This window comes from Maritalea mobilis (assembly GCF_019800885.1).
GTDB classification, from domain to species: domain Bacteria; phylum Pseudomonadota; class Alphaproteobacteria; order Rhodobacterales; family Rhodobacteraceae; genus Roseibacterium; species Roseibacterium beibuensis.
Window position 1 is genome coordinate 819,784 of sequence record NZ_JAHVKE010000002.1, and the last position, 20,524, is coordinate 840,307.

Genomic DNA, 20,524 nt, shown 5'->3' on the forward strand with positions numbered 1-20,524 from the left:
CGGCGTTCCTTTTCGATTCCAGCGGTTCAGACGTCTGGGCGTGATCTGAACGCAGGGAGCGGGTTCGCATTTGACGCGAGCGGAGCTCAGCCGACCTTTTGGTCATGGCCTCGATGCCGAAGCAGTAACCCGCATGGGTGCCATCCGCCGCAATAGCGAGCATTCTATGCAAACGCGGCCCCAAACGGGTGAAAAATGACAAGGGGGGTGGGTCGCTGGCCTCCGGGGCCGTAAGCTGCTCATCGCGGTGGGAAACACGGCATCGAACCTGAACGGAGGGCGGCCTGTGCCCGGAGTGACCAGACACGGCATCTCGCGGAAGGTCCGCACATGTCTTGAAAATGCCTCGGCTTGGGTCACGTTGCCCGCAAGGGAAATTGTAACCAGCGCAAAGTCCATTTGTCCGAACGATAGAACTGCTGTGGGGTTTTCGCTTTGAGGTCGACGCAAGAACCGGATGTTCTGGTGGTCGGATCGGGCGCGTCAGGGTCCTTCGCCGCGCTGGAATTGACCCGGCAAGGCCTGAGAGTTCAGATAATCGAGGCCGGCAGGGAGATTGTCGCAGAGGATCCTGGCGACGATGGGACCAAGGGCGGCGACAGCACGTCCCTGGACCTGCGCGCACGCGTTCGCGCCACCTTGCGTGGCCAGCACATTCAGTCCCGCGCCGGTTTGTTCAACGACCGGGTCTCGGACCTCTACGTCAATGACCGTCGGCACCCTTACACGACACCGCGGGAGGCCCCTTACCTTTGGTTCCGCGGGCGGCAGGCCGGCGGTCGGCTGCACACTTACGGGCGGGTCTTGTCGCGGTGGTCGGATGACGATTTCCGCATGTTCAGCCGGACAGGTGCGGGCGTTGATTGGCCCATCTGCCATGACGATCTTGCGCCGTACTATGCCGAGGTCGAAGAGCTTCTGGGGATTTGCGGCCAGACCGACCAGATCGAGACCCTCCCCGATTCCATCTGCGCGCATCCGTCCCGCCTGACGGAGGCCGAGGCGTTTTTCAAGCAGACGGTCGAGAGCCGTGATCCGGCGCGGCGTGTCGTGGCACGGCGCTATACCCTGCCGGAAGAGGGGCCCGTGCCCAAACCCCTGGCAGCGGCGCTGGCGACGGGACGTCTCGATATCCGCTACAACATGACCGCCCGAGAAGTGCTGATCGATCCTGACACCGGACGAGCCGTCGGCGTTGCGTGCATCGACTCGATCACCAGAAAGGAACACGTCTTTCGCGCATCAGCCGTGGTCCTGTCGGCGTCCGCGATCGAAAGCGTGCGCCTGTTGCTGAATTCGGGTCCATCGGGCGGGGGCGGTCTCGGCAACAGCTCCGGTATGCTTGGACGGTATTTCGCCGATCAGCTCCACTGTATCGCCGTGGGCACCATGCCGCGGTTTCGGGGCTACGCCGAGACCGACGCCGCTTCGGGCGATCCGGCCGGTATCTTCATTCCCCGCCTGCTTCCGGAGGAGGCGGGCGGACGCCCCCGCACCTACATGTTCCAAGGCAAGATCGCCCGGACGCCTGTACCGAAAGACGCCCCGTCGAAGTTCACCTTCATGGGCTATGGGCAGATGACCCCAGATCGCGACAACCGGGTCACGCTGGACCCGAAACGGCGCGATGCCTTGTCCATCCCGATCCCCCGGATCCGCTGCGCGATCTCCTCCGGAGACGAGGCCACTTTGCGCCTCATGCAAGACGCGCTCAAGGAGATGGTTGCAGATGCAGGGGGCGAGTTGGACTTCATTGGCTCGCCGTTGGGCCTGACCGAGATGGGCAAGGGCGCCTTTCCCGACTCGGGCTTCGCCATCCGGCAGGCGTTTCGGGTGCTTTTCCCACGCAGCATGGCCATGGGCAGCGCAGTCCATGAAAGCGGCGGCGCCAGGATGGGGGCCGACCCCCGTTCCTCGGTCCTCGACCCGTGGTGCCGCCTCCACGATGCGCAGAACATCCTTGTGACGGACGCCGCCGCATTTCCGACAGGGGGCGTCAGCGGCACGACCCTGACGATCATGGCCATGACCGTCAGGGCCTGCCGGCAATTGGCGAAGGATCTCGGATCGGGCCAGCCCCGCCCCGCCGCGTGAGCCGCGCCAAGGCTGGGGGCACCCTGCGGTCTGCTTGGGGTGCGACGGGACCGCGGTCGAGGTTCGCGGCCCGGATCCGAAGGGCCTAGCTGCGCGGCAATCGCACAGGATGGAAAAGGCTGTTCGGCCTTTCGGGACCCACGCCCAATTTCCCGTTTGCCAGTGACCCGCGAATGCGGGATTGAGGGTGCCGTCACGCCTTCACCGGACCGCCCATGTTTACTGCCGCCCTTGCAGGCTTTGCCCTGTCCTTTTCGTTGATCCTCGCCATCGGGGCGCAGAACGCCTTTGTCCTGCGGCAGGGGCTGCGGCGCGAGCATGTGGGCTGGGTCGTGCTGGTTTGCTGTGCCTCGGAGGCGATGCTGATCGCGGCGGGCGTGGCCGGGTTTGGCGCGCTGGCCGAGGCCGCCCCCTGGGCGCTGGAGGCGATGCGCTGGGGCGGCGTCGCGTTCCTGACGGTCTACGGGGTGAAAAGCCTGCGTGCGGCGCTTCTGGTGTCCGAGGCGCTGACCGCCGGCCACGGGCCTGCGATGAGCCGGCGCGCGGCGATCGGCACGACGCTGGTGATGACCTGGGCCAACCCGCATGTCTATCTCGACACCGTTGGCCTGATCGGCGCGGTGGCCGCGCAGTACCGGCCCGACCATTGGGCCTTTGGCGCAGGGGCGTTGTCGGCCTCGTGCCTGTTCTTCTTGCTTCTGGGGTACGGCGCGCGGGGGCTGGCCCCGGTCTTTGCCCGGCCGGCGGCGTGGCGCGTGCTGGACGTGATCGTGGGCGCGACGATGCTGGCGCTGGCGGGAAAGCTCGCGATCTTCGGCTGAGGGTGCTTGCGGCTGTCGCGGCTTTGGGGTCTGTTCGCGCAAATGGAACCAAGCGCGTCCCCCCCAGCCAAACCGGACAGAGCCCCGCCCCACCGCCCCGTGCTGGGCGTGATCTGGATGATCGTGACGGGCCTGTGCTTCGTCGCTGTGACGGCCACGGTGAAGATGGTCGGCTCGGACGTGCCGGCGGCGCAGGCGGCCTTTTTGCGTTACGTGCTGGGGCTGGTGTTCCTGATCCCCATGCTGCCGGCGGTGCGCGCGACGCGGCTGAGCGGGCGGGCCCTGCGCCTGTTCGGCGTGCGCGGCGTGGCGCATACGGCGGGGGTGATCTGCTGGTTCTACGCCATGACGATGATCCCCATCGCCGAGGTGACGGCGATGAACTACCTCAACCCGGTCTATGTTTCGGTGCTGGCGGTCTTCGTGCTGGGCGAGCGCATGGCGTTTCGGCGGATCATGGCGGTGGTTCTGGCGCTGGTTGGTGCGCTGATCATCCTGCGCCCGGGGTTCCGCGAGCTGAACCCCGGCCATTTCGCCATGCTGTTCACGGCGGCGAGTTTCGCCGTTGGCTACCTGATCGCCAAGATCATGGCCGACGAGACGCCGCCGCAGGTGGTGGTCTTCATGCTGTCGGTGACGGTGACGCTGGGGCTGGCGCCCTTCGCGGCCTGGGTCTGGGTGCCGGTCAGCTGGGAGAACCTGGGCTGGCTGTCGCTGACGGCTGTTTTCGCGACGGGGGGGCATTACGCGATGACGCTGGCCTTCCGGGCGGCGCCCCTGACGGTGACGCAGCCCGTCACCTTCCTGCAACTGGTCTGGGCAACCCTTCTGGGGGCGGTCGTTTTCGGCGAGCCGGCGGATATCTTCGTGATCCTCGGCGGGGCGCTGATCATCGCGGCGGTCAGCTACATCACCTGGCGCGAGGCGGTGTTGCGTCGCCGTGCGGCGCAGGGGCGATAGGTCCGAAATGGTTTCGATTGCGCCTGTAAATTAGGCAGGCTCCCGGTCCTGCGCCCATGGCGCCAACAAAGGGCGATGCTGCGCTGCCGCAAACGCCTCCCGGTTGCTTGAATGAAAGAGTCGTACGTCTTCGTTCTGGAAAGGACGGAGGTATCGATGACACTGGAAGCCTTGATTTTTGGCGGGATGGGAAGTCTTGCCGAATGCGCCGAGATCGACCGGCGCGCGTGGAACGCCGCGTTCCGGATGCACGACGTGCCGTGGGAATGGTCCTGGGATGTCTATGCCGAGTTGATGCGTCCGGGCGGAGACAGGCAACTTGCCGCGCGTTATGCCGCCCATCTGGGGCAGGTGATCGAGGCCGAGGTTTTGGATGTGACGCATCAGCGGCTTTTCGCGGCGATGATCGTGGACGAGGTGCCCCTGCGTTCGGGCGTTGCGCGCGTGCTGACATGGGCGGCGCGCGGCGGGGTGAAACTGGCGCTGGTCAGCCGGGCCGAAGAGGCCCCGGTGGGCGCGCTTCTGAAGGCGACGGCGCGGGCGCGGGCGGGGATCTCGTTCGACGTGGCGGTGCTGCGCCCCGACGTGGAGCGCATGGCCCCCGACCCGGAGGCGATGCAGCTTGCCGTCAGCCGCCTGGGCGTCGGTAATGGCCGCTCGGTCGTGGTGGCTGACACGCTTGTGGCGGCGCAGGCCGCGCGGGCGGCGGACCTGCCGGTGCTGGCCTTTCCGGGGCGGATGGCGCAGATCGACGGCGATGGGTTCGAGGGCCTGCCGGTCGCCGATGTCCTCAGCCCCGAGGCCGTGATGCGGGCCTGGCGCGGCACCCTCGATACGGCAGCGGAATAGACCCGGATTCATTCCACGGTTGATCTGGCTCAAGGCCGTGTTGCGTGCGCGCCGTCTATCTTCCTTCTCGGACACGACAGGAAGGAGACACGCAATGTCGAACACGCCACATCTTTTGGCCGATGAATTCCCCAACGACGCCGAGAAAATCCATGCGCTCAAGATGTCTGACCCGCATTTTTCGAAGCTGATGGACGAGTATCACGAGGTGAACCGCGCCGTGCACCGCGCCGAGACCGGGGTCGAGCCCATCGACCAGTCTGCGGAAACGCAGATGCGCAAGGAGCGGATGCGCCTGAAGGATGAAATCGCGGGCATGCTGGCCAAGGCCTGACCGCGGCAACAGCGTCTGCGCCCCGATCCCACGCGAAGGGACGACCTGGCCAAGGCGGCTGGCGGGTGGATCGGAAGGCGCGGTCCGGGGGGCAGCGGCCCCGCGCCCGGGGGACTGGCGCGGCCGCCGCGCCCTCCGATATTTTTCTCGTGTTCGGCAGCGGCTACGCGGCCGTCGCGCAACCGGTGCCGTGCCCGCCGTTCTGTCGGGGTCGTTAGCTGGTCGCTGGCGCGTCGTCGCCATCGCCTTGCGCAAGGGGATCGTCCTCGGTCCCCTCGACATGGGCCTGGAACCGCTCGAAGAACTGGTCGGCCATCTTCTTGGCGAAACTGTCGATCAGGCGGGAGCCGAGCTGCGCCAGCTTGCCGCCCACCTTGGCGTCAACGTCATAGTGGAGGTCCGTTCCGCCACCCTCGGCATCCGACAGGATCACCGTGGCCGAGCCCTTGGCGAAGCCCGCCACGCCGCCCTTGCCCTCGCCCGAGATGACGTAGCTTTCCAGCGGCTTCACGTCCGACAGGGTCACGTCGCCCTTGAAGGTCGCTTTCACCGGGCCGACCTTTTGCTTCACCTCGGCGTGGAAACCTTCCTCGGGCGAGCCGTGGAGTTCCTGGCAGCCGGGGATGCAGGCCTCCAGCACCCTGGCATCGTTGAGCGCCGCCCAAACGGTTTCACGATCCGCGTTCAGCGTCCGTGTCGCGTGCATTTCCATTCTGGCCGTCCTCCCTGTCCGTCGCAGTCCAGATGTAGGGGCGCAACGGTCGAAGCGTCAACGGCTTTGCTTATCCACCGATCTGGTAGGGCAGGGTGCCGCGATGGTCCGGATCGACCGTCAACTGCCGTTCCAGCGGCGGGACCGAGCGTTGGTGGCAATGCGCGCGCTCGCAGATCCGGCAGGAGATGCCGATGGGCTGGAAGGCCTCGTCCCGGTCGAGGTCGAGCCCGTCGGCATAGACCAGCTTGGGCGCGTGGCGCACCTCGCATCCCAGCGAAATGGCGAAACGGCGAGTGGGTGTGCCCCATGCCCCGCCGGATTTCGACACGTCGCGGGCCAGGATCACGTAGCGCATGCCATCGGGCGTTTCGGCCAGTTGGCGCAGGAAGCGCCCGGGTGTCTCGAAGGCCTGGTGCACGTTCCACAGCGGGCAGGCCCCGCCGAAACGCGCGAATTGCAGGCGGGTGGCCGAGTGGCGTTTGGTGACGGTCCCGGCCTGGTCGACGCGCGCAAAGAAGAAGGGCACGCCCTTAGCGCCGGGGCGCTGCAGGGTCGAGAGGCGATGGGCGATCTGCTCGATCGAGGCGCCGAACTGGATCGACATGCGCTCAAGGTCGTGGCGGGTTTCCTCGGCGGCCTCGGCAAAGCGGGTGTAGGGCATCAGAACCGCGCCCGCGAAGTAATTGGCCATGCCGATGCGGGCGATTTCGCGCGCGGTGTCGGTCTGGAACCGGGCAAGGTCAAGCGTGGCTTCAAGCAGCTGGCTTTGCGCCAGAAGCGCGTATTGATGCAAAAGCTGGAACCGCTGCGTCTCGGGGGCTGCGCGGGGCGACAGGGTCAGGGTTCGGCTGGCGCGGTCGTAATGGCGCACGCCTTCGCCCGCAGCGTGGCGGATTTGGACGCCCATGCCCTCAAGGACGCGCTCCGTGTGCTGCGCGAGGTCCCCTTGCGCCTGTCCGGCAAAGCGTTCGGCGGCGCGGTCTACGGCGTCGATGTAGTTGTCGCAATAATGGAAGAAATCGCGCACTTCCTCCCACGGGCTGGGGGTGGCGCGCCCCTCGTGCCCCAGTGCCTCGTCCAGCGAGGCGAGCCGCTCGTGCGTCTGGCGATAGGCGCGGTGCAGGTCGAGGAAGGCGCGCGCGAGTGCCGGCGCGTTCGAAGCGGCAAGGCGCAGGTCGGCCAGGGGCGGGCTATCCTCGGCAAAGACGGGGTCGGCCAGCGCCTCGCGCATGTCCGAGACGAGGCGTTCGGTGTCGCCGGAACTCAGCTCGGTCACGTCGAGGCCGAATTCCTGCGCCAGTCCCAGCACGACCGTGGTCGAGACAGGGCGGTTGTTGTTCTCCATCTGGTTCAGATAGGGCAGCGAGATGCCGAGCTTGCCGGCGAAATCCTTTTGCGTGAGGCCAAGCCGCGTGCGCACTTCGCGCAGCTTGGCCCCGGCATAGAGCTTGCGATTGGGCATGGGGGCTCCAGGTGCTTTGCAAAATCACTAGTGGGTTTTGCAAAGAGATGGAAGCGCAGGCCTCAGCCGGGGTTCACCTGCCGCTCGCGGCGGATGGTGTAGAGGATCGAGATCACGGCCAGGATCGAGGTGGTCAGCATGATGAAGATCAGCGGGTAGGCCCCGTTTCCCCCGGTCAGAAGGGCCCCCGCCAGCGCGGACAAGGCCGCGCCGCCGCCGATCATGATCGCCCCGCCAAGGCCGCTGGCGGTTCCGGCCAGATGGGGCCGCACCGACAACATGCCCGAGGTCGCGTTGGGCAGGACCATGCCGTTGCCCAGGCCCACGAAGGTCATGAACCCGAAGAAGACCAGCGCCGTCTTGAACCCCAGGAGGAACAGTAGCAGCAAGGTGCAAAGACCGCCCGCCGTCAGGACCGTGCCCCACAGGATCATCCCGTTGATGCCCACGCGGACGGAAAAGCGGCCCGAGATGAAATTGCCGAAGAAATAGCCGACGGCGGGCGCACCGAAATAGAACCCCACCTCGGCCGCTGACAGGCCGAACACCTCCGAGCCAACATAGGGCGCGCCGCCAAGATAGGCGAAGAACGCGCCCCCGGCGAAGGCAGCGGCCATGCAGTAGCCCCAGAAGCGGCGCGAGGTCAGCAACTCGGGGTATTGCGCGAACTGGTCGCGGAAACTGCCATGGCCTGGGGCGGCGGTTTCACCCAGGTCGCGCCAGATCAGGATGCAGACGGCCAGACCGAGCACGGCCAGAAGCCAGAAATTCGCTTGCCAGCCAAGCGTCTCGTCCAGCGCGCCGCCGATGGCCGGGCCGATCATCGGGACCACGGCCATGCCCATCGTGACATAACCGATCTGGCTGGCGGCCTGGTCGACGGGGTACATGTCGCGCACCACCGCGCGGCCAAGGACAAGCCCCGCCACGATCACCGCCTGCAACATGCGAAAGGCCAGAAAGACCTCGACCGTCGTCGCCAGAAGGCAGCCAATGGTCGCAAGGATGAAGATCGCGACGCTGCCCAGCAGGACGGGGCGTCGGCCCAAGCGGTCCGACACGGGGCCGATGACCACCTGCAACACCGCGTTCACGGCGAGGTACAGCGCCACCGACAGTTGCATAAGCCGGTAGTCGGTGTCGAAGAACGTCGTCATCGCGGGCAGCGACGGCAGGAAGATGTTCAACGACAGCGCGCCGATCCCGGTCAGCACGATGAGGGTGAAAATATGCGGTGGCGTGGAGCGGTCGAGAAAGCGGACCGTCGGGGAAATACTCATTCCCTAGGGCTTAGGTCGTGGCGTGGGTCTTGTCCATGTGCGGCCATGCACATCGGTTTCCAGCACCGCGCAGTTGATTGCATTATTTGCAATTACGCAGTTTTCTAAAGTCATTCGCAAATTTATTTGCAAATATGCCAGTTCAGACTCGCCCGATGCCCGGCGCCTCATTAGGGTGCGCCGCCAAAGGGGGCGCGTGCGCAGCATAAGGCGGCCGCCCGGGGGAAGGCCAGCCACGGAAGGGACCGAGATGAAAGACATCCTGCATGAGTTGGAGGAGCGCCGCGGCGAGGCGCGTCTGGGCGGCGGACAGAAGCGGATCGACAGCCAGCATGCCAAGGGCAAGCTGACCGCGCGCGAGCGGATCGAACTGCTGCTCGACGAGGGCAGCTTCGAGGAATACGACATGTTCGTCACCCACCGCTGCACCGAGTTCGGCATGCAGGAGAACAAGCCCCGTGGCGATGGTGTCGTCACCGGCTGGGGCACGATCAATGGCCGCATGGTCTATGTCTTCAGCCAGGATTTCACGGTTCTGGGCGGCTCGGTCTCGGCCACCCATGCGCAGAAGATCTGCAAGATCATGGACATGGCGATGCAGAACGGCGCGCCCGTGATCGGCATCAACGACTCCGGCGGCGCGCGCATCCAGGAAGGCGTCGACAGCCTCGCGGGCTATGGCGAGGTCTTCCAGCGCAACATCGAGGCCTCGGGCGTGGTGCCGCAGATCAGCCTGATCATGGGCCCCTGCGCGGGCGGCGCGGTCTATTCGCCCGCCATGACCGACTTCATCTTCATGGTGAAGGACAGCAGCTACATGTTCGTGACCGGCCCCGACGTGGTGAAGACGGTGACGAACGAGCATGTCACCGCCGAGGAACTGGGCGGGGCCACGACCCACACGCGCAAATCCTCGGTCGCCGATGGCGCCTTCGAGAACGACGTCGAGGCGCTGAGCGAAATTCGCCGCCTGGTCGATTTCCTGCCGCTCTCGAACCGCGAAAAGCCGCCCGTTCGCCCCTTCTACGACAGCCCCGACCGGATCGAGGACAGCCTCGACACGCTGGTGCCCGACAACCCCAACATGCCCTATGACATGAAGGAGTTGATCACCAAGATCGCGGACGAGGGCGATTTCTACGAGATCCAGCAGGATTTCGCGGGCAACATCATCACCGGCTTCATCCGGCTCGAAGGGCAGACGGTCGGCGTGGTCGCCAACCAGCCGATGGTTCTGGCGGGCGTGCTGGATATCGACAGCGCGCGCAAGGCCGCGCGGTTCGTGCGCTTCTGCGACTGTTTCGAGATCCCGATCCTGACGCTCGTGGACGTGCCCGGCTTCCTCCCCGGGACGGGGCAGGAATATAACGGCGTCATCAAGCACGGTGCCAAGCTGCTGTTCGCCTATGGCGAGGCGACGGTGCCCAAGGTCACGGTCATCACCCGCAAGGCCTATGGCGGGGCCTATGTTGTGATGTCGTCCAAGCACCTGCGCGGCGACGTGAACTATGCCTGGCCCACCAGCGAGATCGCGGTGATGGGGGCAAAGGGCGCGGTCGAGATCCTGCACCGTTCGGACCTGGGCGACCCCGAGAAAACGGCGCATCACACGCAGGAATACGAGGACCGCTTCGCCAACCCCTTCGTCGCGGCCGAGCGTGGTTTCATCGACGAGGTGATCCAACCGCGCAGCACGCGCAAACGGGTCGCCCGGGCCTTCGCCATGCTGCGGCGCAAGGAAAAGAAGATGCCGTGGAAGAAGCACGACAACATCCCGCTGTGAGGCACCTAAATTGAAATGGGTTGAAGAAATTGTCGGAGCGTTTGAAGCTCTAGACGGTGCCGCTCGATATTCGGATCTCTACGAGTATATTGAGCGTACGACCGACCGTGAATTAACGCTGCAATGGAAAGCGACTGTACGCCGGACAATTGAAGACCATTCCAGTGACTCCCTTAATTTTCGTTCCGATGATCTGTTTGAACACCTAGACCACGGTTTCTGGGGCCTTCGTGGCCGACAAATTGACCGCGGGATGATTTTAGAGAGGGAAAAAATATCATCAAAAGAGCTCGTCGATCGGGTTTTGGTTCATGAGCATTATCGCGGTTTGCCAAGCAAGCAATCGAAGTCTGACCCCATCTTTCACATGATCACCGGCGGCCCGCGCCCGGTTGCCCCCTTTTCCCATGCGGTGGAGGTGGATGGCTGGGTGATCCTGACGGGCCAGATGCCGACCGATCCGGCCGCCCCTGACGCGCCCCTGCCCGAGGGGGTGGAGGCGCAGACGCGGCGGGTGATGGAGAACCTGCGCGTGGTGTTGCGGGGCGTGGGGCTGGACCTGGAGCACGTGGTGCAGATGCGCGCCTACCTGACCGAGTTCGAGCGCGACTACGCCGCCTTCAACGAGACCTACCAAGGCTTCTTCGCGCCTGACCGCCGGCCTGCGCGCACGACCGTGGGCGTGACCGCCCTGGCGGTGGGGGCCCTGGTCGAGATCGACTGCATCGCGCGCCGACCGGAGGGGGCTGATCGTGCATGAACGTCCTCTCCCGTCTCCCCCTCAGCCCGCTGGGATGGGCGGCCTTGGGCGCGGTGGCGCTTGGGGTGACGGTGCTGCTCTGGCCACGGGGCGAGGCGCCGTTTGCCTGCCCCTTGGATCGGGCGCTGACCTTGCCCTCGGGGCAGGCGGCGACACTGTGCGAGGTGGTGCCGGAACCGCAACCCTTCACCGAGGCGACATGGCTGGTCCTGCGCGTGGTGGCGCCCGACCTGCCGCCCGCGGATGCCGATGGCACGCATGGCGATCACGACTGGATCTGCACCGAGCTTGGCCTGCCGCAGGCCGAGGCCTTGGCACGCCCGCCCGAGCGCATCGTGGTCCAGCTGATGACCGCGCCCTTTCCGCGGGGCGAGGCCGCGCCCGGCATTCGGCAGGCCATCGAGGCTTATACAATCGCGACCGGTTCCTGCATGTGGGAACTTTTGTGATGCAGCTACAAGATCTTGCGATCCATACTTCATGTGAATGGAAAGGTGATGCAGCGGAGTCACAGGCGCGGTTTGCTTGTGGAAAACTCTGTGGATCGGTCGCGCGGCAAGGTATCTTCGATCTCGGCTGCTCAATTGCAGCTGTACCTCGGGTCGTGGCCGGGTCTGAGCGCCCGGTCACGCACCCTGTTTCGCGCGCTGCACCTGCCGCGCCTCATTCGGAGGGCGCGCAATGATCAAGCATCGCGGTTTCCCCTCGCGCCTGCCGGGCACGGATTACCAGTTCACCATCCGCCGCGAGAACAAGTCCGGCGCGACCAGGCTGATCCGGCGCGAGCGCTATGCCGACCGGCGTCCCGCCGACCGCCGCGCCGATGCCGCCTTCATGGAGGCGCTGTGGCTGTTCTTCGGGGATGAGCCGTTTGAGCGCGGCAATCTCGACGCGGGCCGGTTGTCGTGGCTCTTCGGGCGCGAGGTGATCGCCGCCGAGGACCCGTTCGATCCCGAAAGCTACGAGGCGCTTCTGGTCATCGACGAGAATGTGGCGCGCGCCTCCTTCCCCGAGGCCTTCGACGGCTCGGGTGTATGGGAGGATGGCTCGGCATGATTTCGCGCAGCCATCATCAGCTTGGGCAATTTCGCGCGCATCGCGCCGGGCAAGTCGATTGCCCCCTTCTGCGTGCTGAAAACCGTGGCATTGTCGTCATGTCGGCCCCTGTCCCCAACGGTTTCCGGGCCGGCAACGACAAGACGTGTTACCCTTCCCCTTCAAAGCGGTCGGCCAGCTTTCTGTGCCGACCGCCTTTTTTTCGGCAGAACCGCGCCGATCGCGTTGCGTTCAACAGTGGTGCTGTTGCACGACGCCCGTTCCGTGTATGCCTGACCGCACGAGGCATATCGACAGGAGCAGACGCAAAATGCGCGCCAAACTCATTCTTCCCACGACCCTTTTCGCCGCTGTCATCGCGCTTTCGGGCTGCATGGCCAGCGACCTCGAACGCGCCGGGATCGGCGCGCTTGGGGGCGGTGTCACTGCTGCCGCGCTCAACGGCAATGTCGGCACGGGCATCCTCATCGGCGCGGCCGGTGGGGCGCTGTGCGACGACGTCAACCTCTGCTGATCGGGGCCGCGCGGGCCGTCTGACCGCCCGTCCCCCTTATCGTCTGACACGGGACCAACGGGGCCATCGCGCCCCGCTGGTCCCTTTTTGTTTGGGAGATGCCGCGGGCGCGCCGCGCCGGGCCAAAAGGAAGGGACAGGACGCATGTTCAAGAAGCTGCTGATCGCCAACCGGGGCGAGATCGCCTGCCGGGTGATCAAGACCGCGCGGAAAATGGGGATCGAGACGGTCGCCGTCTATTCGGATGCGGACAAGCACGCGCTGCATGTCAAGATGGCCGACGAGTCGGTGCATATCGGCCCGCCGCCCGCCTCTGAAAGCTACATCGTGATCGACAAGATCATGGCCGCGATCAAGGAGACCGGCGCCGAGGCGGTGCATCCCGGGTATGGCTTCCTGTCGGAGAACATGAAATTCGCCCAGGCGCTGGAGGCCGCTGGCGTGGCCTTCGTCGGCCCGCCGGCGGGGGCCATCGAGGCCATGGGTGACAAGATCACCTCGAAAAAGATCGCCGCCGAGGCGGGCGTGTCCACGGTGCCCGGCCATATGGGCCTGATCGAGGATGCCGAGGAAGCGATCAAGATCTCTGGCCAGATCGGCTACCCGGTGATGCTGAAGGCGTCGGCAGGCGGCGGCGGCAAGGGCATGCGCATCGCGTGGAACGAAGAAGAAGTCCGCGAAGGCTTCCAGGCGTCGAAGAACGAGGCGGCCAGCAGTTTCGGCGATGACCGCATGTTCATCGAGAAATTCGTCACCCAGCCGCGCCATATCGAGATCCAGGTGCTGGCCGACCAGCATGGCAACGCGATCTACCTGGGCGAGCGGGAATGTTCGATCCAGCGCCGCAACCAGAAGGTCATCGAAGAGGCGCCGAGCCCCTTCCTCGACGAGGCGACGCGCAAGGCGATGGGCGAACAGGCCGTGGCCTTGGCCAAGGCCGTAGGCTATTCCAGCGCGGGCACGGTGGAATTCATCGTCGACGCCGACAAGAATTTCTACTTCCTCGAAATGAACACCCGCCTGCAGGTGGAACACCCGGTGACCGAGCTGATCACGGGCGTGGACCTCGTCGAACAGATGATCCGCGTCGCCAGCGGCGAGCCGCTGTCGATCACGCAGGAAGATGTGACGCTGACCGGTTGGGCGATGGAAAGCCGCCTCTATGCCGAGGACCCGTATCGCAATTTCCTGCCGTCGATCGGGCGTCTGACCCGCTACCGCCCCCCGCAGGAGGTGCAGGCCGGCCCCCTGAACGACACCGGGAAATGGCAAGGCGAGGCACCCCATGGCGACACGGCGGTGCGCAACGATACCGGCGTCTACGAGGGCGGCGAGATCTCGATGTATTACGACCCGATGATCGCCAAGCTCTGCACCTGGGCGCCGGACCGTGCGGGCGCGATCGAGGCGATGCGCGTGGCGCTCGACAGTTTCGAGGTCGAGGGGATCGGCCACAACCTGCCGTTCCTGTCGGCCGTGATGGACCATGACCGCTTCACCAGCGGCAACATCACCACCGCCTTCATCGCCGAGGAATATCCCGACGGTTTCGAGGGCGTGACGCTGGGGGACGACGCGCTGCGCCGCGTGGCCGCCGCCGCCGCCGCGATGCACCGCGTGGCCGAGATCCGGCGCACCCGCGTCTCGGGACGGATGGACAACCACGAACGCCGCGTCGGCACCGATTGGGTGGTCAGCCTTCAGGGCGAGGCGTTCCCGGTCACCATCGCCGCCGATCCGAACGGGTCCACCGTGACTTTCGAGGATGGGCACGCGATGCGGATCACCTCGGACTGGACGCCGGGCGATGCCTTGGCAACGCTCAGCGTCGACGGTGAGACCCTGGTTCTGAAGGTCGGCAAGATCCCCGGCGGTTTCCGCATCCGGACCCGCGGGGCCGAGTTGAAGGTCCATGTGCGCAGCCCGCGCCAGGCCGAGCTTGCCCGCCTGATGCCTGAAAAGCTGCCGCCCGACACCTCCAAGATGCTGCTTTGCCCCATGCCCGGCCTGATCGTGAAGATAGATGTCGAGGAAGGGCAGGAGGTGCAGGAGGGACAGGCGCTCTGCACCGTCGAGGCGATGAAGATGGAGAACATCCTGCGCGCCGAGCGCAAGGGCGTGGTGTCCAAGATCAACGCGGGCCCCGGCGACAGCCTCGCCGTGGACGAAGTGATCATGGAGTTCGAATAAGGCCATGCGCGGCTGCGTTTCATATCACGCAGCCATGGCGGCGGGTCACTGCCCGCCGCTGCGCAACTCTTCCTGCCGGAACGAGAAATTGTCGATGCCGCGGATGATCTCTCGCACGTCGCGGGGGCTGGGTCGGCGGAACCCGACGCTGCCGTCTTTCTGCATCACGACCAGCGAGAACCCGCGCGGGCGCAACTCGGTGCGGATGGCCGAGCGGGCGGCGGGGTCGGTATCGACGATGATGACCGCGTCCCGTTCGATCAGCGGATCGGGCCGCGCGGCCAGCAATTGCATCTGCTCGATGAAGCGCGGATCGGCGGGCGTGTCGGCAAAGACGATGATGGGCCGCGCGGTCCACAGGAATTCCTCCAGCGTCACGTCGGCGGCGTCGCGCGGGGCCATCGGGTCGACGGCCTCGATCTCGGTGTCGCCGGACTCCGAGGCGGCCATCGCGAGTGCATCATCGGCCTCCTGCGCGGGGATCGCGGCAGGGGCCAGCATCAGGGCGGCAGCAAGGGCAAGGGGGGTCGGTCGCATCACTCCTCCAGTCCTGCCAGATATAGGCAGGGTCCCGGGAATTGCGAAGCCTTTCCGCAGCTTTCGCCGCGGCAATCGGCCCCTGCGGTCCGGCGCATTCACCCGATCTTCATCGCTTTCGGGGCAGTCTGGGCGGTATTCCGTCCTCACAGCCGCGGGAGATCGCAAGATGGAGGTTATCCTGCACGCGGGCGCCCACCGCACCGCAACCGCCACGCTGCACCACGTCATGCGGCAGGGGCGCGCGGCCATGGTCGCCAAGGGCATCACCGTCTGGGACCCGGAGGTGACGCGCGCGGGCTTGTTCCAGGGGATCACCGGAGAGGGCGGAGAGCGTCTGACCGGTCGCATGGCGCTGCGCGTGCGGCAGGCACAGGAGAAGGGGGCGGCCCTGCTGATCGTGAGCGACCCCGACATGATCGGGTCGCTGGCCGAGGTCATCGCCGAGACCCGCCTTTATCCTCGCGTCGCCACGCGCCTGAGCCGGATCGCGGGCGGGATCGACCCGGCCAAGGTGAAGATCGCCTTGGCCATCCGCTCTTACGATGCATGGTGGGCCTCGGCGCTCGCGATGCAGATCGCGCGGGGCGGCACGGCGCCGGGGTCCGACATTTGCGACCGGCTCATCACCCAGCCGCGCCGGTGGCGTCACGTGATCGCCGATCTCGCCCATGCCCTGCCCGGTGCCCGCATCGCGGTCTGGAGCCACGAGGCGATGGCCGGGCGCCCTGATATCCTGTTGCGCCGCCTGACGCACCGACGCCTGGCCTTCGGTCGTCGCCATGAACACCTGAACGCGGCGCCGGGTGCTGTGTCGCTTGCCAGGCTTCTGGCCGATGCGGGCGACGATGCGTCGTCGCTTGGCATCGTCGCGGGCCGCTACATGCCCTTCGACCCCCATCAGCGCGCCATCCTGCGCGCCCAATATGCCGAGGACCTCGCCTGGCTGCGCGCCGGGGCCGGGGGCCTTGCCGACTACCTAGATGAGCCCGCGCTGCAGATGCGGGCCAGGACAGACGTAGGAAGAGGAACCCCCGATGACCCAGACCCCCGAGACCCCCGGCCCCGAGACCCCCGGCATCGACGCCTGGCGTGAGCGCGCCGAGAAGGAACTGAAGGGACGCGACCCCGACAGCCTGACCTGGGAAACCCTGGAAGGTATCCGCGTCAAACCGCTTTACACCGAGGCCGATACGCAAGGGCTTGGCCACATGGGCAGCCTGCCGGGCTTCGCCCCGTTCACCCGCGGCCCCAAGGCGACGATGTATGCCGGCCGGCCCTGGACCATCCGCCAATACGCGGGCTTTTCGACGGCGGAGGAGTCCAACGCCTTCTACCGCCGCAACCTGGCCGCCGGTCAGCAGGGGGTCTCGGTCGCCTTCGACCTTGCCACGCATCGCGGCTATGACAGCGACCACCCCCGCGTTCTGGGCGACGTGGGCAAGGCGGGCGTCGCCATCGACAGCGTCGAGGACATGAAGATCCTGTTCGACGGTATCCCGCTGGATCAGGTCAGCGTCTCGATGACGATGAACGGCGCGGTGATCCCGATCCTCGCCAATTTCATCGTCGCCGGCGAAGAGCAGGGCCATGACAAGTCGCTGCTGTCGGGGACCATCCAGAACGACATCCTCAAGGAGTTCATGGTCCGCAACACCTATATCTACCCGCCCGAGCCGAGCATGCGGATCATTTCGGACATCATCGGCTACACGTCGGAAAACATGCCGAAATTCAACTCGATCTCGATCTCCGGCTACCACATGCAGGAGGCGGGCGCGAACCTTGTGCAGGAGCTGGCCTACACGCTGGCCGACGGGCGCGAATACGTGCGCGCCGCGATCGACGCTGGAATGGACGTGGACAAGTTCGCCGGGCGGCTGAGCTTCTTCTTCGCCATCGGCATGAATTTCTTCATGGAGATCGCCAAGCTGCGCGCCGCGCGCACGCTGTGGTACGAGATCATGGAGGGGTTCGGCGCGAAATCCGACCGCTCCAAGATGCTGCGCACGCATTGCCAGACCTCGGGCGTCAGCCTGCAGGAGCAGGACCCCTACAACAACGTCGTGCGCACGGCCTACGAGGCGATGTCGGCGGTTCTGGGCGGCACGCAGTCGTTGCACACCAACGCGCTGGACGAGGCCATCGCGCTGCCGACCGAGTTCTCGGCCCGGATCGCGCGCAACACCCAGTTGATCCTGCAGGAAGAGACGGGCGTGACCAATGTCGTCGATCCGCTGGCGGGCTCCTACTACGTCGAAAGCCTCACCAACGAGCTGATCGAACAGGCCCGCGTCCTGATGGCCGAGGTCGAAGAGATGGGGGGCATGACCAAGGCTGTCGCCTCGGGCCTGCCCAAGCTGCGGATCGAGGAATCGGCGGCGCGGCGGCAGGCCATGATCGACCGCGGCGAAGAGGTGATCGTCGGCGTCAACAAGTACCGCAAGGACAAGGAAGACCCGATCGACATCCTCGAGATCGACAACGAGAAGGTGCGGGAAAGCCAGATCGCGCGGCTGGAGAAGATCCGCGCCACGCGCGATGCGGCGGCCTGCGACGCGGCGCTGGCCGAGTTGGAGCGGCGCGCGAACGAGGGCGGCAACCTGCTCGAAGCGGCGGTCGAGGCCGCACGTCACCGGGCCAGCGTGGGGGAAATCAGCATGGCGATGGAAAAGGTGTTCGGCCGCCACAGGGCCGAGGTGAAGACGCTGGCCGGCGTCTATGGCTCGGCCTACGAGGGCGACGAGGGCTTTGCCCAGATCCAGCGCGACGTGGACGCCTTCGCCGAGGAAGAAGGCCGCCGCCCGCGCATGCTGGTGGTCAAGATGGGCCAGGACGGCCATGACCGCGGCGCCAAGGTGATCGCCACGGCCTTTGCCGATATCGGCTTCGACGTGGATGTGGGCCCGCTGTTCCAGACCCCGGAAGAGGCTGCGCAGGACGCCATCGACAACGACGTGCACGTGATCGGCATCTCGTCGCAGGCCGCCGGTCACAAGACGCTGGCGCCCAAGCTGATCGAGGCGCTGAAGGCCGAGGGCGCGGGCGACATCATCGTGATCTGCGGCGGCGTCATTCCGCACCAGGATTACGAGTTCCTGCAGAAGGCCGGGGTCAAGGCGATCTTCGGGCCGGGTACGAACATCCCCTCGGCGGCGCGCGACATCCTCGACCTGATCCGCGCCACGCGGGCCTGAGCGGACCGCCCGCAGGGCGGGCCCGGAAAACCCGGGTTTTCCGGGCAGGAAATCTCGAGATTTCCTGCCCGTTTTCCTTGGGGAAAACGGGTTTGTTCCCCCGCTTTCCCCTTGCCCCATGGCCCTCCCTGCCGCATCTATCGCGACAAAGGAGACGCCATGGCCCTGCCTGTCCGCAAACAGCTGCTCTACTGGGGGATCGCCCTTGCGGTGTTCTTCGCGCTGCTGTGGTTGCTGGGCGACGTGATCCTGCCCTTCCTCGTGGGCGGGGCGATTTCCTACTTCCTCGATCCCGTCGCCGACCGGCTGGAGAAGATGGGCTTCAGCCGCGTGCTGTCGACCGCCATCATCTTCGTGATCCTCGTTCTGGTCGTCGTACTGGCGATGCTGGTCGTCGTGCCGCTGCTGATCCAGCAGACGACCGACCTGATCCAGTCCGCGCCGGATCTGTTCAACCAGTTGCGCAGTTGGCTGACCGAGCGCTTCCCCGAGTTCATGGACGACACTTCGCCCCTTCGCCAATCGCTGAGTTCCATCGGCGAGACGATCCAGTCGCGCGGCGGAGAGTTGTTGCAAAGCGTGCTGAGTTCGGCGGCGGGCGTGGTGAATGTGCTGGTCTTCATGGTTGTCGCACCGGTCGTGGCCTTCTACCTGCTTCTGGACTGGGACAACATGGTCGAGCGCATCGACGACCTGTTGCCGCGGGACCACGCGCCGACGATCCGGCGACTGGCGTCGCAGATCGACCGCACGCTGGCCGGTTTCGTGCGCGGGCAGGGGACGGTCTGCCTGATCCTCGGCACCTTCTACGCCGTGGCGCTGATGGTGATCGGGTTGCAATTCGGCCTGGTCGTCGGGCTGTTGGCGGGGCTTTTGACCTTCATCCCCTATGTCGGCGCGCTGGTGGGCGGGGCGCTGTCCATCGGGCTGGCGCTGTTCCAGTTCTGGGGCGACTGGTGGATGATCGTCGCCGTGGCCGCCGTTTTCCAGGTGGGCCAGATGGTCGAGGGCAACATCCTGACGCCCAAGCTGGTCGGCTCGTCGGTCGGTCTGCACCCGGTCTGGCTGATCTTCGCGCTCTCGGCCTTTGGAACGCTCTTCGGCTTCGTCGGCATGCTGGTGGCCGTGCCGGTCGCCGCCGCGCTTGGCGTGCTGGTCCGCTTCGGGATCGAGCAATATACCGACAGCCTGCTTTATCGCGGGCTCGAGGGGCGGCCGATCCCCGAGGAATACCGTGATGACCCGGACGAGGACGGGGCGCAGATCTGATGGCCGAACAACTCGTTTTCAACCTCGCCCTTCGCCCCGCGATGGGGCGAGAGGATTTCTTCGTCTCCACCGCCAACGCTGGTGCCGTCGCCCAGATCGACGCCTGGCGGGACTGGCCCCATGGCAAGCTGGTGCTGGCCGGCCCCGAAGGCGCGGGCAAGACGCATCTTGCGCATGTCTGGGCCGGGATGAGTGGCGCAGCATTCGTCGAGGCGAGTGACCTCGATGAAGCCGCGGCGGAACAGCAGGCCGCTGCGCCCGCCCTTGTCGTCGAGAATGTCCACCGCATCGCCGGTCACGCCGCCGCCGAAGCCGCGTTGTTTCACCTGCACAACGCGCTAGTCCTGCGGGGTGCGCCGATCCTGTTCACCGCGACGGACGGGCCCGAACGCTGGGGCCTGACGCTGCCCGACCTCGACAGCCGCATGCGGCAGGCCGGGCTGGCGCGGGTGGCGCCGCCGGACGACGCGCTCTTGATGGCGGTGATGATGAAACTGGCCCATGACCGCGCCTTGCGCCTGACGCCGTCGATGCTGACCCATGTCGCGGCGCGCATCGAGCGGTCCTTTGCCGCGGTGCGCACCTTCGTCGATGCGCTGGACGCGCGCGCGCTTGCGGCGAAACGCCCGCCCCGGTTCAAGGATGCCAAGGCGGTCCTTGCCGAGATGCAACAGCCCGTGTCACGCTGATGTCACAGGCCCCA

General features: G+C 66.0%; 19 protein-coding genes. 15 read left to right on the top strand and 4 right to left on the bottom strand.

The genetic code is table 11. The features are described from left to right. Nucleotides 1-435: 435 nt before the first annotated feature. The 5 genes from KUV65_RS12965 to KUV65_RS12985 all read left to right on the top strand — a co-directional run bounded on the left by KUV65_RS12965 (nucleotide 436) and on the right by KUV65_RS12985 (nucleotide 5,058). Nucleotides 436-2,094, top strand: coding sequence for a GMC oxidoreductase (locus tag KUV65_RS12965; RefSeq protein ID WP_222191103.1), 1,659 nt, complete (start codon nucleotides 436-438; stop codon nucleotides 2,092-2,094). 215 nt (nucleotides 2,095-2,309) lie between these two features. Next, nucleotides 2,310-2,915, top strand: a complete 606-nt coding sequence (locus tag KUV65_RS12970; protein ID WP_222191104.1) for a LysE/ArgO family amino acid transporter — start codon at nucleotides 2,310-2,312, stop codon at nucleotides 2,913-2,915. 108 nt (nucleotides 2,916-3,023) lie between these two features. Next, nucleotides 3,024-3,875, top strand: a complete 852-nt coding sequence (locus KUV65_RS12975; RefSeq protein WP_222191105.1) for a DMT family transporter — start codon at nucleotides 3,024-3,026, stop codon at nucleotides 3,873-3,875. A 156-nt stretch (nucleotides 3,876-4,031) separates the two neighbouring features. Then, the gene (locus KUV65_RS12980; protein WP_222191106.1) at nucleotides 4,032-4,724 is read left to right on the top strand and encodes an HAD family hydrolase; all 693 of its coding nucleotides are present in this window, start codon (nucleotides 4,032-4,034) and stop codon (nucleotides 4,722-4,724) included. A 94-nt stretch (nucleotides 4,725-4,818) separates the two neighbouring features. After that, nucleotides 4,819-5,058 carry a YdcH family protein gene (locus KUV65_RS12985; RefSeq protein WP_222191107.1) on the top strand — a complete coding sequence of 80 codons (240 nt, stop codon included), beginning with the start codon at nucleotides 4,819-4,821 and terminating at the stop codon, nucleotides 5,056-5,058. A 214-nt stretch (nucleotides 5,059-5,272) separates the two neighbouring features. On the opposite strand, the gene KUV65_RS12990 is transcribed toward KUV65_RS12985, so the two are convergent. The 3 genes from KUV65_RS12990 to KUV65_RS13000 all read right to left on the bottom strand — a co-directional run bounded on the left by KUV65_RS12990 (nucleotide 5,273) and on the right by KUV65_RS13000 (nucleotide 8,515). Continuing rightward, nucleotides 5,273-5,770, bottom strand: a complete 498-nt coding sequence (locus KUV65_RS12990) for a CoxG family protein (protein ID WP_222191108.1) — start codon at nucleotides 5,768-5,770, stop codon at nucleotides 5,273-5,275. Nucleotides 5,771-5,840: 70 nt separating this feature from the next. Beyond that, on the bottom strand, nucleotides 5,841-7,235 hold the full coding sequence (locus KUV65_RS12995) for a helix-turn-helix domain-containing protein (protein WP_222191109.1): 1,395 nt from the start codon (nucleotides 7,233-7,235) through the stop codon (nucleotides 5,841-5,843). A 62-nt stretch (nucleotides 7,236-7,297) separates the two neighbouring features. Beyond that, a complete protein-coding gene (locus tag KUV65_RS13000) occupies nucleotides 7,298-8,515 on the bottom strand; it encodes a multidrug effflux MFS transporter (protein ID WP_222191110.1) in 1,218 nt (405 codons plus the stop codon). A gap of 250 nt (nucleotides 8,516-8,765) precedes the next feature. Here KUV65_RS13000 and KUV65_RS13005 point away from each other — a divergent pair, with 250 nt between their 5' ends. The 6 genes from KUV65_RS13005 (at nucleotide 8,766) to KUV65_RS13030 (ending at nucleotide 14,818) form a co-directional block, all read left to right on the top strand. Further along, nucleotides 8,766-10,298, top strand: coding sequence for an acyl-CoA carboxylase subunit beta (locus KUV65_RS13005; protein ID WP_222191111.1), 1,533 nt, complete (start codon nucleotides 8,766-8,768; stop codon nucleotides 10,296-10,298). 367 nt (nucleotides 10,299-10,665) lie between these two features. Beyond that, nucleotides 10,666-11,058: a RidA family protein gene (locus KUV65_RS13010; RefSeq protein ID WP_222191112.1), complete on the top strand. Its 393-nt coding sequence runs from the start codon at nucleotides 10,666-10,668 to the stop codon at nucleotides 11,056-11,058. Continuing rightward, nucleotides 11,055-11,507: a DUF6497 family protein gene (locus KUV65_RS13015; protein WP_222191113.1), complete on the top strand. Its 453-nt coding sequence runs from the start codon at nucleotides 11,055-11,057 to the stop codon at nucleotides 11,505-11,507. The genes KUV65_RS13010 and KUV65_RS13015 overlap by 4 nt, the downstream gene beginning before the upstream one ends. Nucleotides 11,508-11,739: 232 nt before the next feature. Next, the gene (locus tag KUV65_RS13020; RefSeq protein WP_222191114.1) at nucleotides 11,740-12,114 is read left to right on the top strand and encodes a hypothetical protein; all 375 of its coding nucleotides are present in this window, start codon (nucleotides 11,740-11,742) and stop codon (nucleotides 12,112-12,114) included. A gap of 310 nt (nucleotides 12,115-12,424) precedes the next feature. Then, nucleotides 12,425-12,628 carry a hypothetical protein gene (locus KUV65_RS13025; protein WP_222191115.1) on the top strand — a complete coding sequence of 68 codons (204 nt, stop codon included), beginning with the start codon at nucleotides 12,425-12,427 and terminating at the stop codon, nucleotides 12,626-12,628. 144 nt (nucleotides 12,629-12,772) lie between these two features. Then, complete coding sequence (locus tag KUV65_RS13030) at nucleotides 12,773-14,818, top strand: acetyl-CoA carboxylase biotin carboxylase subunit (RefSeq protein WP_222191116.1); 2,046 nt, start codon at nucleotides 12,773-12,775, stop codon at nucleotides 14,816-14,818. 45 nt (nucleotides 14,819-14,863) lie between these two features. Here KUV65_RS13030 and KUV65_RS13035 read toward each other — a convergent pair whose 3' ends face one another. Continuing rightward, entirely contained in the window at nucleotides 14,864-15,355 is a 492-nt protein-coding gene (locus tag KUV65_RS13035) for a DUF4174 domain-containing protein (RefSeq protein ID WP_222191117.1), read from the bottom strand. 169 nt (nucleotides 15,356-15,524) lie between these two features. On the opposite strand from KUV65_RS13035, the gene KUV65_RS13040 reads away from it, so the two are divergent. The 4 genes from KUV65_RS13040 to KUV65_RS13055 all read left to right on the top strand — a co-directional run bounded on the left by KUV65_RS13040 (nucleotide 15,525) and on the right by KUV65_RS13055 (nucleotide 20,510). Then, a complete protein-coding gene (locus KUV65_RS13040; protein ID WP_222191118.1) occupies nucleotides 15,525-16,451 on the top strand; it encodes a hypothetical protein in 927 nt (308 codons plus the stop codon). Beyond that, entirely contained in the window at nucleotides 16,393-18,552 is a 2,160-nt protein-coding gene (gene scpA / locus KUV65_RS13045) for a methylmalonyl-CoA mutase (protein ID WP_222191119.1), read from the top strand. Before KUV65_RS13040 ends, scpA begins: the two co-directional genes overlap by 59 nt. Before the next feature lie 159 nt (nucleotides 18,553-18,711). Next, nucleotides 18,712-19,821 (top strand): AI-2E family transporter, encoded by a 1,110-nt coding sequence (locus KUV65_RS13050; protein WP_222191120.1) that lies wholly within the window; start codon nucleotides 18,712-18,714, stop codon nucleotides 19,819-19,821. Next, nucleotides 19,821-20,510 (top strand): DnaA ATPase domain-containing protein, encoded by a 690-nt coding sequence (locus tag KUV65_RS13055; RefSeq protein WP_222191121.1) that lies wholly within the window; start codon nucleotides 19,821-19,823, stop codon nucleotides 20,508-20,510. The genes KUV65_RS13050 and KUV65_RS13055 overlap by 1 nt, the downstream gene beginning before the upstream one ends. Nucleotides 20,511-20,524 lie beyond the last annotated feature (14 nt).

What these genes read in the sequence shown, in the direction of transcription:
- KUV65_RS12970 (WP_222191104.1), top strand. Translation starts at nt 2,310, where the DNA reads ATGTTTACTGCCGCCCTTGCAGGCTTTGCCCTGTCCTTTTCGTTGATC.
- KUV65_RS12980 (WP_222191106.1), top strand. Translation starts at nt 4,032, where the DNA reads ATGACACTGGAAGCCTTGATTTTTGGCGGGATGGGAAGTCTTGCCGAA.
- KUV65_RS12985 (WP_222191107.1), top strand. Translation starts at nt 4,819, where the DNA reads ATGTCGAACACGCCACATCTTTTGGCCGATGAATTCCCCAACGACGCC.
- KUV65_RS12990 (WP_222191108.1), bottom strand. Translation starts at nt 5,770, where the DNA reads ATGGAAATGCACGCGACACGGACGCTGAACGCGGATCGTGAAACCGTT.
- KUV65_RS12995 (WP_222191109.1), bottom strand. Translation starts at nt 7,235, where the DNA reads ATGCCCAATCGCAAGCTCTATGCCGGGGCCAAGCTGCGCGAAGTGCGC.
- KUV65_RS13000 (WP_222191110.1), bottom strand. Translation starts at nt 8,515, where the DNA reads ATGAGTATTTCCCCGACGGTCCGCTTTCTCGACCGCTCCACGCCACCG.
- KUV65_RS13005 (WP_222191111.1), top strand. Translation starts at nt 8,766, where the DNA reads ATGAAAGACATCCTGCATGAGTTGGAGGAGCGCCGCGGCGAGGCGCGT.
- KUV65_RS13010 (WP_222191112.1), top strand. Translation starts at nt 10,666, where the DNA reads ATGATCACCGGCGGCCCGCGCCCGGTTGCCCCCTTTTCCCATGCGGTG.
- KUV65_RS13015 (WP_222191113.1), top strand. Translation starts at nt 11,055, where the DNA reads ATGAACGTCCTCTCCCGTCTCCCCCTCAGCCCGCTGGGATGGGCGGCC.
- KUV65_RS13020 (WP_222191114.1), top strand. Translation starts at nt 11,740, where the DNA reads ATGATCAAGCATCGCGGTTTCCCCTCGCGCCTGCCGGGCACGGATTAC.
- KUV65_RS13025 (WP_222191115.1), top strand. Translation starts at nt 12,425, where the DNA reads ATGCGCGCCAAACTCATTCTTCCCACGACCCTTTTCGCCGCTGTCATC.
- KUV65_RS13030 (WP_222191116.1), top strand. Translation starts at nt 12,773, where the DNA reads ATGTTCAAGAAGCTGCTGATCGCCAACCGGGGCGAGATCGCCTGCCGG.
- KUV65_RS13035 (WP_222191117.1), bottom strand. Translation starts at nt 15,355, where the DNA reads ATGCGACCGACCCCCCTTGCCCTTGCTGCCGCCCTGATGCTGGCCCCT.
- KUV65_RS13040 (WP_222191118.1), top strand. Translation starts at nt 15,525, where the DNA reads ATGGAGGTTATCCTGCACGCGGGCGCCCACCGCACCGCAACCGCCACG.
- scpA (WP_222191119.1), top strand. Translation starts at nt 16,393, where the DNA reads ATGACCCAGACCCCCGAGACCCCCGGCCCCGAGACCCCCGGCATCGAC.
- KUV65_RS13050 (WP_222191120.1), top strand. Translation starts at nt 18,712, where the DNA reads ATGGCCCTGCCTGTCCGCAAACAGCTGCTCTACTGGGGGATCGCCCTT.
- KUV65_RS13055 (WP_222191121.1), top strand. Translation starts at nt 19,821, where the DNA reads ATGGCCGAACAACTCGTTTTCAACCTCGCCCTTCGCCCCGCGATGGGG.